This is a genomic window from Gemmatimonadota bacterium, assembly GCA_040388625.1.
In the GTDB taxonomy this organism is placed as follows: domain Bacteria; phylum Gemmatimonadota; class Gemmatimonadetes; order Gemmatimonadales; family Gemmatimonadaceae; genus Fen-1247.
In genome coordinates, this window is the sequence record JAZKBK010000004.1 from 61,388 (window position 1) to 73,848 (window position 12,461).

Consider the following 12,461-nt stretch of genomic DNA (forward strand, 5'->3'; position numbering starts at 1 on the left):
CTGGCAATCACTCCCTTTCACTGATGGTCGAACTTTGCGCGGAGCGCTTCGGCCACCCTGGGATGCACGAGACCGGTGAGGTCGCCACCGTAGCGCGCCACCTCGCGCACGATGCTCGAGCTGATGTACGTGGTTTCCACCGATGGCACCATGAAGACGGTTTCGATACCCGGCCCGAGGTGGCGATTCATCAGTGCCATCTGGAATTCATACTCGAAATCGCCAGCTGCGCGCAACCCGCGGATGATCAGCGATGCGCCGATCGAGCGGGCGAAATCGGCGAGCAGACCGGCGAACGGACGCACAGTTATTCCCGGCGCATCGCCGATGGTGGTCCTGATGAGCTCGGTTCGCTCCTCGATGGAGAACAGCGGACGCTTGCTCGAATTTGTCGTGACGGCGATGACAAGCTCGTCCACGAAGGTCCGGCTGCGGCGCGCGAGTTCCTCGTGCCCACGGGTCATCGGGTCGAAGCTGCCAGCGTAAACGGCTATTGTCGGCATCAGCGATAGAAGGTAACGCCGGAATCGCCGTAGCGCCGCGTCTCTCCGCCCGGAGGCATGGCGACGGTGCGCGCGTGCTCGATTCCGATCATGCGTGAAAATGGCGCACTCAACCAGCGCTCCGCGAGGCGTACCGCTGCGTCCGTCGCGTAGGGCGGGTCGGCAAAAACCACGTCATACGAGTCGGGCCCGAGCGAGTCGGCAAAGGCGATGGCGTCCGAGCGCAACACCGTTGCCCGGTCGGTAGCGTCCAGCGCAACCAGGTTCTCGCGCAGAATGCTGAGCGACCGCGGATCCGAGTCGACGAATTCCGCACTCGCAGCGCCACGCGACAGAGCCTCGATACCGAGTGCGCCAGAGCCTGCAAAGAGATCGAGCACGCGCGCGCCTGGAAGCGACAGTTGAACGATGCTCATCCACGCCTCTCGAACGCGGTCGAGCGTGGGACGCACCGTCTTGCCGCGCGGAGCCTTGATTATCCGCCCGCGCCACTCGCCGCCGACGATCCTCATCGCACGACTACATCTGCGAGACGTGCCTGCAGCCGACTTTCGCCTCTGTACTCATCGCGCTCCAGGCGGAACGCGACATCGAGCGCCTTTCCGGCGCGAATTTCCGGCGCGAGATCAGCCATTCCCCATCCGATCGCCTCGAGTTGAGTGCCGTTGGAGCCGACGAGAGTGAGCTTGAGTCCATCGCGCCCAACGACTCTTGGACTTCCAAATACGGTCACGTTCCGGGCTGCGAAGACCGGCGCAGGATTACCCACGCCGAATGGCTCGAAGTGTCGCAACGTGGTCTCGAGATCGAGCGTGTCCTGATCGAGCTCGATCTCGGCGTCGACGCGCAACACGGGCACCAGCTCGTCGAGCGTGAGACGTGCCCGCACAACCTGGTCGAAACGATGAGTGAAGGCACCCAACTGATCGGTGGCAATCGTGATTCCGGCGGCCGCTCGATGGCCTCCGAATCTGAGCAACAGATCGGAGCAGTCGACGAGCGCCGAATGAAGATCGAATCCCGGAATCGAGCGCCCGCTGCCCTTGCCCACGCCATCCTCGAGCGCGATCATGATCACCGGCCGCGAAAATTCCTCGACGATGCGCGACGCGACGATGCCGATGACGCCGGGATGCCAGCCTTCCTTCGCGAGCACGAGTCCGATCGCCCCGTCCCTCACCTGACGCTCAGCCATCACGCGCGCATCATCCAGCGTCGTGCGGTCGAGCGCCTGACGACGTTGATTCAGCTCTTCCAGCTCGCGCGCGATGACATTGGCCTCGTGCTCCGATTCAGTCAGAAGCAGCTCGACTCCGCGCAGTGCGTGACCGAGCCGTCCCGCGGCGTTCAATCGCGGCGCCAGCGTGAAGCCGATCCGGCCGGCGGTGAGCGGCTTGCCATCCATTCCCGAAGCTCTGAGCAGAGCACGCAGCCCCACGTTCTCGGTCTCGGAGATCATTCGCATGCCGTACCGAACGAAGATCCGATTCTCGCCGCGCAACGATGCAACGTCTGCGACGGTCGCGAGTGCAACGAGGTCCAGCATCTTCCAGATGAATGCGTCGCTGACCTTCAATGCGCTCGCAAGCGCGAGCGCGAGCTTGAACGCCACACCGACCGCGGCGAGATCCTTGTCTGGATAGTCGCAATCCGGGCGGCGCGGGTTCAGCAACGCTAGAGAGTCGGGAAACGTCTCGCGCGGTAGATGATGGTCGCTGATCACAACGTCGATCCCTGCCGCGTTCAGCGCAGCGACGGGCTCGAGCGCGCTGGTGCCGCAGTCGCACGTGACCACGACCTTCGCGCCGATCTCGATTGCGTGTTTTACTCCCGCGGTGCCAAGGTCGTAGCCATCAGTCATGCGGTTCGGAATGAACGGAATCACATTGCCGCCAAATCCCCGAATCGCGCGCACGAGTAGCGTCGTCGAGCAGATTCCATCGACGTCATAGTCGCCGTGGATCATGACGAGCTCGCCGCCGCGAATCGCGCGCACCAGGCGTTCCACCGCCACTTCCAGGCTCATCATCGCGCTGCCGTCGTGCAGCTGATCCAGGCGCGGCCGCAGAAAGCGCTTGGCGGCTTCCGTGTCGCCGTAACCACGATGAACGAGCAGGCGCGCGATCGGAATCGACACACCCAGTGCCGCAGCGAGCGTTGTGGCCGACGCGACATCGATCACCGGCGCTTCAGTCCAACGGGTTTTTGCGCGCGTCATTCGCTTGGCGCTCGCTTGGGTGGGTTCAGCACCTTGCCGTACGACTTGGCCGCGGGTTGGCCCAGCGATTTGCGCTCTTGTTGCAGCTTCACCTTCTTCATCAACATGTCGGTCTGTTCCTGTACGGTGCCAACGCTCATCGTGCGGTCAATCTCGGCCTGGCTCGCTTCAATCTTGCGCATTTCAATGATCGCGATCGAAGCGGAAACCGTCTCGTCAGGATAAAGCAGCGCACCCCTCTCCTCCAGGATCGCGTTGAGCACGACAATATCGTTCGGCTCGAGCCGGTCCTCCAGGCGCTCAATCGTATAATCGTCGCTGAGGTCAAGCATCGCATAGAAAATGGCCCGGTAACGCTCGTCGATAAAGTCAGCGGGATCGATCTTCTCTGCTATTGCAACCGTTCGACTTGGGTCATCGAGCATTGCGTGGATCAGTTCACGCTCCGCTCCCGCTACGCCGCCATCGTGGATTCGCCTCCGCTCGCGATGGTGCGCAGCAGGATGCGGCGGACCTGATTCACCGTAGGGATCGGCGGGCTCGCCATCATCTCCACTGATGCGTTCATCGGCGACCACGGGGCGAGACTCCCCGCGTGGAATGGTGTTCGCCTCTCGAATCAACGCCTCCTTCGCAATACCCGTCTTCTCCGCAGCGCGGCCTATGTAGAGCTCGCGCAACAAAGGATCGGCCGTTGCGCGAATGGTGGGGAGCAACCGGTCGAGAGCGCGACGTTTCTTCTGCAGCTCTGCGAACCATCCGCCGCGCTCCAGTAGTTGAATCTTGCGCTCGAACACATCCACAGACTGCGAAACCTGCTGCTCGAGCGCCGCAGCGCCATTCGCGCGAACGAATGTGTCCGGATCCTCTCCGTTGGGCAACGTGATGACACGTACGGCGCAGCCGTGGCGCAGCAGCTCATCGCCCGAGCGGAATGTCGCCTTGAGGCCGGCCTGATCGCTGTCGTACAGCAGGTAAACGTTGCGCGTGTATCTCGCTACCATCGCACCCTGCGCTTCCGTGAGCGCGGTGCCGAGTGGCGCGACGACGGTCTCGATTCCGGCGATCATGAGGCGTATCGCGTCCATGTATCCCTCGACCACGAACACACGATCCGCCTTGCGAATTGCGTTCTTGCACCAGCCAAGCGCGTACAGAGTCTTTGATTTGCTGAAGACCGGAGTTTCCGGCGAGTTGAGATACTTAGGCTCTGCGTCGCCCAGGGCGCGACCGCCGAACGCGACGTGACGCCCTGCCGCATCCAGAATCGGAAACATGACGCGATTACGAAAGCGCGGACGCGGCTCGGAGTTCTCATCCCGACGGCTCAGCAAGCCACCTTCGAGCAATCTCTCCACATCGAAACCCATCGTTCCCATGTGCGCGCGGAACGTACCGATGTCGTCCGGCGCGAATCCAAGCTCGAAGCGATCCGCATCCGCTCGCGTGATTCCGCGGCTCTCGAGATACGTACGCGCAATAACCGCGCGCTCCGAGTCCCACAGCTCGCGCTGAAAGTAATCTGCTGCGGCGGCGTTCATCTCGCGAAATTGATCGAGCGGATCCGGTCCAGCCCGCTCGACTCGCTGCTGCGGAATCTCGATCCCGACCGTGGAGGCGACGGCGCGCAGCGAATCCGGGAAGCTCATGCCAAGGTGTTTCTGTAGAAACGAAAATACGTCGCCCGACTCGCCGCACTTGAAGCAGTGGTACTGCCCCCGCCTGGGCGACACGCTGAAATTCGGATTCTTGCCACCGTGGAACGGGCACGGTCCCCGAAAATCACCACCAGCACGCTTGAGCTTGACGTGCTCGCCGATGATCTGCACGATGTCCGCCGCTTCGCGAACACGCTCGACTATTGGATCGGAGCTCATGCCAGCTCCACCACCGTCACACCGGCGCCGCCCTCGTTCCACGCACCGAGCCGGAAATTCGCCACGCGTGGCTCCTTCTGAAGCATCTCGGCGATCCGCTCGCGCAATGCGCCGGTTCCCTTTCCGTGAATGATGCGCAGCGCCTTCATGTCGGCGCGGACGGCATTGTCTACGGCGTGCATTACTATCCCTTCGACTTCACCAACGCGCATGCCGCGCAGGTCGATCTCGCTTGCGACGTGGGCTTCGGGCGCGTCGCCGCGAATGCTCACGGCAAGCGCCGGCGCGGGTCGCTGCGCGCGCGTCAGATCGGATAGCGGGAGGCTCAGCTTGAGCGTTCCAACTGCGACGATTGCATTGTCATCGCGCATCTCCATGAGCTGCCCTATCCGTCCGCCGAGGCTTGCGACCGCAACATGATCGCCAACCGACGGCGGCTCAGTCGTGCGTCCATCACGATTTGGCGGTGTCGTCCGCTCCCGCTCGTCCAGCCGATCGAGCTGGCGCGTCTGCTCCTTCGCAAGCTCCTCGACGTGGCGTCGTGCATCGCGCGCCGTTTCTTCGGGACTCTCCGACTTCTTGAGCGACCGAATCGTATTTTCGATCTCTCGGCGCGCGGCGAGCAGATATCTGCGCGACTCCTCACGCGCACGACGCTCGGATTCGCGCTCACGCACACCGGCATTGTGCTCGCGCTCCGCGACTCTGCGCGCGCGCTCCCGCGCGTCGTTCGCGATCACCTCAGCTTCGCGCTCTCGTTCGGCGAGTGCCGCGTCACGCGCCTCGAGGTCCGCGAGCAATACGTTCACATCACGCTCACCCACCGGCAGCCGCGCCTCGGCGCGCTCGAGCACTTCTGCTGGAACCCCTAACCTGCGCGCGATACTTAAACCGTACGACTGGCCCGGAATTCCCTTGATCAATCGGTACGTCGGCGCCAGCTCGATCGCGTCGAACTGCAACGATCCGTTCACGATCCCGACGTCTTCGACGGCCAGCTGCTTGAGCGCTCCCAAGTGCGTCGTCGCGACCGTACGAGCGTTGCGAGCGGTCAGCGATTCGAGGACGGCACCGCCGAGCGCAGCGCCCTCGACAGGATCGGTTCCGGATCCAAGCTCGTCTATGATGATGAGCGATCGATCAGTCGCACCGGCCAGAATCTCGCGCAGATTCCTGACGTGCGCCGAGAAAGTCGAGAGACTCGCAGCTATCGATTGCTCGTCACCTATGTCCGCGTAGATCTCGTCGTAGATCGCAATACCGCTTCCCTCTCCGACCGTCGGCGGGATCCCGGCCTGTGTACAGAGCGAAAGCAGCGCGATCGCCTTGATCAGAACCGTCTTGCCTCCGGTATTAGGTCCGGAAATCAGAAAGGTGCGCTCCGACTCGCCGAGCGACAGATCGAACGGAACGACGCGTGCACCCTGCGCGAGCAGCAACGGGTGCCGCCCGCCTATGATGTCGAAGCCTTCCGTTGGATCGCGGAGTGTGACCGGCGCGGCATTGAACTCCAGCGCCATTCGGCCGCGCGCGTACAGGGAATCCAGGTCCGCGAGTGCGTCGAACGCGTCCGCCAGCCCCGGATGAGTCGGACGAAGCGTGTCACCCAACTCGAAGAGTATGCGCTCGATCTCGATCGTCTCCTCGGACGCCAGCTCGCGCATGCGGTTGCCCGCTTCGACGGCCGCGGGCGGTTCGATGAACAACGTACCGCCGGTGGATGAAGCGTCGTGCACGATTCCACCGACCGTCGCGCGGCCTTCGCGACGCACGGGAATCACATATCGCCCGTTGCGAACCGTCACCGACATGTCGGGGACCTGCTGACTGGGATCGAGTCGCGTCATCAGGCGTTCGAGCAGTGCAACGAGATCCGACTCCGCATGTCGCAGCTCGCGCCGTATTCCACGCAATTTCGGCGACGCGCTATCGCGTACGTCTCCCTCGTCGCTCAGGACGCGATCGATGGCCGCTTCCGCCTGCGTGTCGCGCAGCAGACGCGAGGTTACCGGTTCGAGCACTGCACGCGCCGCAATGGGGAGCCGCGGATCCGCCAGCGAATCCAGAGTGAGCCGAGAGCTTCGGAGAAGCGCCCGGATCAGGATGAAGTCGGCGGCGGCCAGCGCGGCATTCTCGACGCGAAGTCGTTCCAGTGCGCGTCGCGCAGCCGGTATGGCGTGTGGCGCCCAGCGGGCCTCGCTGGCTATGAGAGACCTTGCCGCGAACACCCGGGACTGCTCTCGCTCGATCCAGGCCCTGTCGGTGGTGGGCCTGAGCGCGCGGACGCGCTCCGCCCCCTCCGCCGACGTGGCGCGCTCGGCGACCACGTCGAGGACGCGGTGGAATTCCAGGACGGAGAGGGCGTGGTTATTCATTGAGCTTCTGAATAATACAGAGTGCGGCGAAAATACACCGAAGAGTCGGTGGGTTGGAGCTGGCTCACTTTTCGCGCCTGCCGCGACCCATGACAATGCTCACGATTTTCAGGTCGGTGATCTTCCGGACTGCCGGATTGTTGGTGTGCTCCAACGTATTCATGACGTTCGCCTGGTACGCCCACCTCAAGAATCTCGAAGCCAAGCCGTGGTACGTCGCGGCTCTCGTCAGCTGGGGGATCGCACTGTTCGAGTACATGCTGCAGGTGCCGGCGAATCGAATCGGATACACCACACTCACTCTCGGCCAGCTCAAGATCATGCAGGAAGTGATAACGCTGAGCGTGTTCGTGCCGTTCGCGTACTTCTACATGGACCAGCCGCTCAAGATGGACTACCTCTGGGCAGCGCTGTGTATCGTGGGGGCGGTGTTCTTCGTGTTCAGAGGGCACTGAGGGGACCGCGGCGTTTCCATCATCCGTGGGGCCGCCGTACGGTGAGTGGCGCGGATAAATCCCACGGACATCCGATTCCGATTGCACGTAAATGGGCCAGGCGCGGATAAATCCCACGGACATCCGATTCCGATTGCACGTAAATGGGCCAGGCGCGGATAAATCCGCGCCCTACGCGGGACCACCAATTCGGCGCGTGGACAGCGTCGGCGGGGCTATACCTTCGCCAGCTCTTCCTTGGCGATGCGGCTGATGACGCTGCCGTCGGCCTTTCCCTTGAATTGCGGATTCACGCGGCCCATCAACGGTCCCATGGATGCGGCGCCGGCAGTGATCGCGGCGCGCACCGCTGCGCGGATTTCGTCTTCGCTGGCCTGCGCTGGTAGATACTTCTCCAGGGCGGCCACCTCCGCGCGCTCCTTCTCGGCGAGATCGGGGCGGTTCCCCTTGTCGTACATCTCGACCGATTCGCGCCTGCGCTTGATGCCCTTGCGCAGCACGTCGAGTACGTCGTCGTCAGTTGGCTCGGCGCGAAGTTCTATGCGCTTGTTCTTGACGTCCGACAGTATGGTCCCCAGCAGCAGCACCGCGCCCTTGTCCTGCGCCTTGCGCGCAGCATTGAGGTCGGCCTGCAGTTTGTCGCCGAGCAGCGACATTACATCGCGCGATGACGGCGATTCTTGCGCGTCGCCGCATTCATCTTGCGCTTGCGACGTTCGCTCGGCTTCTCGTAGTGGCGATGCTTGCGCAGATCCGCGAGGATCCCCGCCTTCTCGACCTTCTTCTTGAAGCGTTTGAGCGCGCGCTCAAAATTCTCGTCTTCCTGAATGATGACTTCTGACAAACCCTATCGCCCCCGATCCTGTAACGGTTGATGTGCAGCCTTTAATAATAATCTCAGCCCGGCGGCCACGCCATGTTTCGGCCACCCAGAACGTGGGCATGGAGGTGATGGACGGTCTGGCCGGCGTCCGGCCCGGTATTGATGACCACCCGATACCCGCCATCCAGCCCCTCCTGCCGCGCCACGTCCCCAGCCAACGCCAGAACCTCGCCCAGAGTGGCCGGATCGGTCGAATGTGCAAGCGAGACTATGTGCTTCCGCGGGACCACCAGCACGTGCACGGGCGCCTTCGCGTCCAGGTCGCGGAAGGCAATCGCCGCCTCGTTCTCGGCGACCATGGTAGCCGGAATCTCCCCGCGGACGATCTTGCAGAAAACACAATTTGCGGAGTCGTCCGCCATGAGAATTACCGGTCTGAGATGAGTTTCGCTTCCAGCAACGCGCGGGCCACGGCGACACCGGCGACGGCCGCCGTCTCGAACCGCAGGATCGAGTGGCCGATCGATGCGAGCCTGAATCCGGCAGCCTGAAGGCCATCCAGCTCTTCCGCGTCCAGGCCCCCTTCGGGCCCCACTGCCACCACCATCGGTTCCGAGACGTCCATGGCGCCGAACGCCCGCCCGCTCGCTTCGAGGACCACACGCGATCCCTCAGGAGACGCGGCCATCGCGCGCTCCGGCGTCGCTTCGGGAAATATCTCGGGCAGCCACGCCGACCGCGACTGAAGCAAGGCGGACGTCATTCGCGTACGTACCTTGTTCCGGAAAGTCGGACCATCTCCGCGCGGCGACACACTCCGCGACCGGTGCCACAATACCGGACGCCAGCTCGCGACATTGAGCTCGGCGGCCTTCTCGGCGAGCCATAGCATCCGGTCGCGGTCCGCGACTGGAACCAGCAGGTGAATCGGTAGCGGCGGCGGCACCTCGGCGATCCGGTCGACCTCAACCAGTGCATTCCTGCGGCCGAGCCGGACAAGTGTCCCCGACGCGATATGGCCCGCCCCGTCGCGAAGGCCGACGCGTTCCCCGACGCCAAGACGCAGCACCGTAATGTGCGACGCGTCGCTCTCCGATAGCGCGATCTGCGCCCCAACTGTGAACTGATCTTCCGAATAGAACGCTGCCCGATCGGAATCGGTCATGAAACACGACCGGCGAGGATGCTCAACCAGTCGCCTTCCGCATCTTCAGCTTCGACGCGAAAGCCGGCACGTACAATCGCGCTGGTCATGATATCGCGCTCCTCGACCAGGATCCCGCTCAACAACGCAACTCCATCTGGCGTGAGCGACCCTGCCATGTCTGCAAGCAATTCCATCAGCACGGATGAGACGATGTTCGCGAGAATCACACGGACCGGCGCGACGAGCGCGAGCAACACCGTCGCGTCACCAACCAGATATCGGATCGCACTTTCCACGCCGTTCACGCGAATGTTCTCGATCGCGGAGCCTTCGGCGCCGTCGTCGATTTCGATAGCCGCAACACGCGTTGCGCCGAGCTTGGCGGCAGCAATCGACAGCACGGCGCTGCCGGCGCCGAGATCGGCTACGGAATCGCCCGCGCGGATCGTGCGCTGCATGAGACGAAGCATTCCACGCGTGGTTGGATGTTCGCCAGTGCCGAACGCCATCGCAGGATCGATCACGATGGTAGTCGCCGGATCGAACTCTGCCGCGCGCCAGGGCGGCGTTACGACAAGGCCTCCAACGTGGTGTGCGTCGACATTTGCGCGCCACTCGCTCCAGTCCACCGCGGGCACGACCGTTGTCGTGACGACCGCGGACGGGTCAGTGTCGTGCACCGCCGTGACAACGATTGCGGTATCGAAGTCCGGCGGAAAATGCGTGACGAGGGCGTCACCGTCTTCGTGGACGCCCTGCGAGCCGGCTGCGAACAGCGCGCTCATCACCGCATCGCGATCGGCGCACTGCTCGACACGAACCGCGCGCCATTCCGTGCTCACGCGCCGAGCGATTCCTTGACCTTGGCCCAGAATCCGCGCTCGCGTCTTGCTGGCGCCAGAGGGCGAATTTCGTAAAGGCGGCGAAGCAGCGTGGCCTCTTCTTCGCTCATCACGTCGGGAGTCCAGAGTTGCAACCGCACGTGCAGGTCGCCGGTGCCCGATGCGTTGATGCGCGGAAGTCCGCGTCCGCGCAGGTGCATCACCTGACCGCTTTGAGTTCCCGCAGGTATGCGCAACGTGACCGATGCGGTAACAGTCGGAACATCGACGTCGGCGCCGAGTGCGAGTTGTGGATACGTGACGAGCACTTCGGTGAGCAGATCCTCGCCGTCGCGCTCGAAGCGCTCGTCCTCATCGACCTCGAACACGACGAGGATGTCGCCGCGCGGGCCGCCTCGCGGGCCGGCGTTACCGACACCGCGCAGAGTCATGTACTGACCCGTCGCGACTCCTGCCGGAACCTTGATGTTGACCTGCTCTTCCGAGCGGAGGCGCCCCTCACCGCGACACTTCTTGCACGGCGACGCGACTACCTTGCCATCACCGGCGCAGTTGGGGCACACCGACACGCTCACGACGGGACCGAAGAACGATTGCTGCGCCCGACGCACTTCACCCGCACCCTTGCACGTAGGACACGTACTCACGTTCGTGCCAGGCTCGGCGCCGGTGCCTTTGCAGTAGTCGCAGGGATTCAACAGCTTGATCGTGACGGGCTTCTCGACTCCCGTCGCTACTTCCTGGAGTGTGAGTCCGAGGGTGATGCGAATGTCGGAGCCGGTGCGCGTCTCAGCGGCGCTGCTTCTACGACCGAACAGATCGTTGAAGCCGCCCATCCCGCCCAGATCGCGCATGAAGATGTTGAGCGCTTCCGAGAGGTCCACATGGTGGAAACCCCCGAAGCCACCGCCCTTGAGGCCGGCCTCGCCATACCGATCGTACGCTGCGCGCTTGTTGCCATCGCGCAGCACGTCATACGCTTCGGTGATCTCCTTGAACTTCTCCTCTGATTCCGACGAGCCGTTGTTGCGGTCCGGGTGGAACTGCATCGCCAGCTTGCGATATGCCTTCTTGATGTCGTCGTCCGACGCTGCGCGCGGGACTCCGAGTGTTTCGTAATAGTCTGCCATGCGTTTGGTGATGCGTTTGGTAATGCGTTTGGTGGTGCGTTCGGTAATGCGTCAGTCCAGCAGGTCGGTGACGAGCTGGGATGTGTGAGTCACGAGCGAAATAACCTTGTCGTAAGGCATCCGCGTCGGTCCGATGACGCCGATGACGCCGTTCAACGCACCAACGTGATACTGCGCCGTGACGAGCGTGAAGTTCTCCAGCGCGGGATCGTCATGCTCGTTGCCAATAGTAATGCTCACGCCGGATGATTCGCTGCGCTTGCGCAGCACCTCGGCCAGATAGTGCCTCGTTTCAGTCAGGGCGACGAGCCTTCGCATGCTGTCCGCGCTGGCAAATTCCGGCTGCTCGGCGAGCACGGAGGCCGCACCCAGCATTACATCGTTCGCCGAATCGAATACCTCGTCGAATATGTGCTCGCCTTCTTCCAGGAATACGTTGATCAGCTCGGCCGCTCCGACAGTCGTATCGCGGAGGCGCTGCGACAGCGAGTTGCGTACCTCACGCAGTGTGAGTCCGCCAAGCCGCTCGTTGAGCACGCGCGAGACTTCGGTGATCGCTTCGTCGGCAATCTGGCCTCGCGCATCGACGTAGATGGTGCGAACGCCACCACCCTGTACCGACAACACTACGAGGAGTCGGTCGGATGCGAGCCGCACCAGCTCGATGCGGTTCAGAACGCTCGCATCGAAGCGCGGCCCCAGCGCGACACCAAGCTCCTGCGTGATGATGCCGAGACTCTGCGCGGCGCGACGGAGGATGTTCTCCACCGCCGACCCGCCACTCGATATCTGCAGCGCAAGGCTGTCGCGCTCTGCTGTCGTGAACTTGTGCGCGGGAAGGATCGAGTCCACGTAGACGCGATACGCGACGTCCGTGGGAACTCTGCCGGCCGACGTATGAGGGTGGAAGAGGTAGCCCTTCTCTTCCAGGTCGCTCATGGTGTTGCGGATCGTCGCGGGTGACACACCGAAATTGAACCGACGGGCAAGCTGACGCGACCCAGCGGGCTGGGCGGTTGCTACATACGTCTGGATTACGGCCTCGAGCACCATACGCTCTCGGTCGGTCAGTTCGGCAAGTGCCATAAGTG

13 protein-coding genes are annotated in these 12,461 nt (G+C 63.1%); 1 reads left to right on the top strand and 12 read right to left on the bottom strand.

What is annotated here, in order from left to right:
• Positions 1-17: 17 nt before the first annotated feature.
• The 5 genes from coaD to V4529_08810 are packed head-to-tail and all read right to left on the bottom strand — an operon-like array spanning position 18 to position 6,973.
• Entirely contained in the window at positions 18-503 is a 486-nt protein-coding gene (gene coaD, locus V4529_08790) for a pantetheine-phosphate adenylyltransferase (protein ID MES2358426.1), read from the bottom strand.
• Positions 503-1,015, bottom strand: a complete 513-nt coding sequence (gene rsmD, locus V4529_08795; GenBank protein MES2358427.1) for a 16S rRNA (guanine(966)-N(2))-methyltransferase RsmD — start codon at positions 1,013-1,015, stop codon at positions 503-505. The genes coaD and rsmD overlap by 1 nt, the downstream gene beginning before the upstream one ends.
• Positions 1,012-2,721 (bottom strand): single-stranded-DNA-specific exonuclease RecJ, encoded by a 1,710-nt coding sequence (gene recJ / locus V4529_08800; GenBank protein MES2358428.1) that lies wholly within the window; start codon positions 2,719-2,721, stop codon positions 1,012-1,014. The genes rsmD and recJ overlap by 4 nt, the downstream gene beginning before the upstream one ends.
• Positions 2,718-4,598, bottom strand: a complete 1,881-nt coding sequence (gene dnaG / locus V4529_08805; protein ID MES2358429.1) for a DNA primase — start codon at positions 4,596-4,598, stop codon at positions 2,718-2,720. Before dnaG ends, recJ begins: the two co-directional genes overlap by 4 nt.
• Entirely contained in the window at positions 4,595-6,973 is a 2,379-nt protein-coding gene (locus tag V4529_08810; GenBank protein MES2358430.1) for an endonuclease MutS2, read from the bottom strand. The genes dnaG and V4529_08810 overlap by 4 nt, the downstream gene beginning before the upstream one ends.
• A gap of 95 nt (positions 6,974-7,068) precedes the next feature.
• On the opposite strand from V4529_08810, the gene V4529_08815 reads away from it, so the two are divergent.
• Positions 7,069-7,428: a DMT family protein gene (locus V4529_08815; GenBank protein ID MES2358431.1), complete on the top strand. Its 360-nt coding sequence runs from the start codon at positions 7,069-7,071 to the stop codon at positions 7,426-7,428.
• A gap of 215 nt (positions 7,429-7,643) precedes the next feature.
• On the opposite strand, the gene V4529_08820 is transcribed toward V4529_08815, so the two are convergent.
• The 7 genes from V4529_08820 to hrcA are packed head-to-tail and all read right to left on the bottom strand — an operon-like array spanning position 7,644 to position 12,456.
• Complete coding sequence (locus V4529_08820) at positions 7,644-8,084, bottom strand: GatB/YqeY domain-containing protein (protein ID MES2358432.1); 441 nt, start codon at positions 8,082-8,084, stop codon at positions 7,644-7,646.
• Positions 8,084-8,272: a 30S ribosomal protein S21 gene (rpsU, locus tag V4529_08825; GenBank protein ID MES2358433.1), complete on the bottom strand. Its 189-nt coding sequence runs from the start codon at positions 8,270-8,272 to the stop codon at positions 8,084-8,086. The genes V4529_08820 and rpsU overlap by 1 nt, the downstream gene beginning before the upstream one ends.
• Positions 8,273-8,325: 53 nt before the next feature.
• Entirely contained in the window at positions 8,326-8,673 is a 348-nt protein-coding gene (locus V4529_08830) for a histidine triad nucleotide-binding protein (protein ID MES2358434.1), read from the bottom strand.
• 5 nt (positions 8,674-8,678) lie between these two features.
• Positions 8,679-9,416 carry an RsmE family RNA methyltransferase gene (locus V4529_08835; GenBank protein MES2358435.1) on the bottom strand — a complete coding sequence of 246 codons (738 nt, stop codon included), beginning with the start codon at positions 9,414-9,416 and terminating at the stop codon, positions 8,679-8,681.
• On the bottom strand, positions 9,413-10,240 hold the full coding sequence (locus tag V4529_08840) for a 50S ribosomal protein L11 methyltransferase (GenBank protein ID MES2358436.1): 828 nt from the start codon (positions 10,238-10,240) through the stop codon (positions 9,413-9,415). Before V4529_08840 ends, V4529_08835 begins: the two co-directional genes overlap by 4 nt.
• Positions 10,237-11,370 (bottom strand): molecular chaperone DnaJ, encoded by a 1,134-nt coding sequence (gene dnaJ, locus V4529_08845; protein ID MES2358437.1) that lies wholly within the window; start codon positions 11,368-11,370, stop codon positions 10,237-10,239. The genes V4529_08840 and dnaJ overlap by 4 nt, the downstream gene beginning before the upstream one ends.
• 51 nt (positions 11,371-11,421) lie before the next feature.
• Positions 11,422-12,456 (bottom strand): heat-inducible transcriptional repressor HrcA, encoded by a 1,035-nt coding sequence (hrcA, locus tag V4529_08850; GenBank protein ID MES2358438.1) that lies wholly within the window; start codon positions 12,454-12,456, stop codon positions 11,422-11,424.
• Positions 12,457-12,461 lie beyond the last annotated feature (5 nt).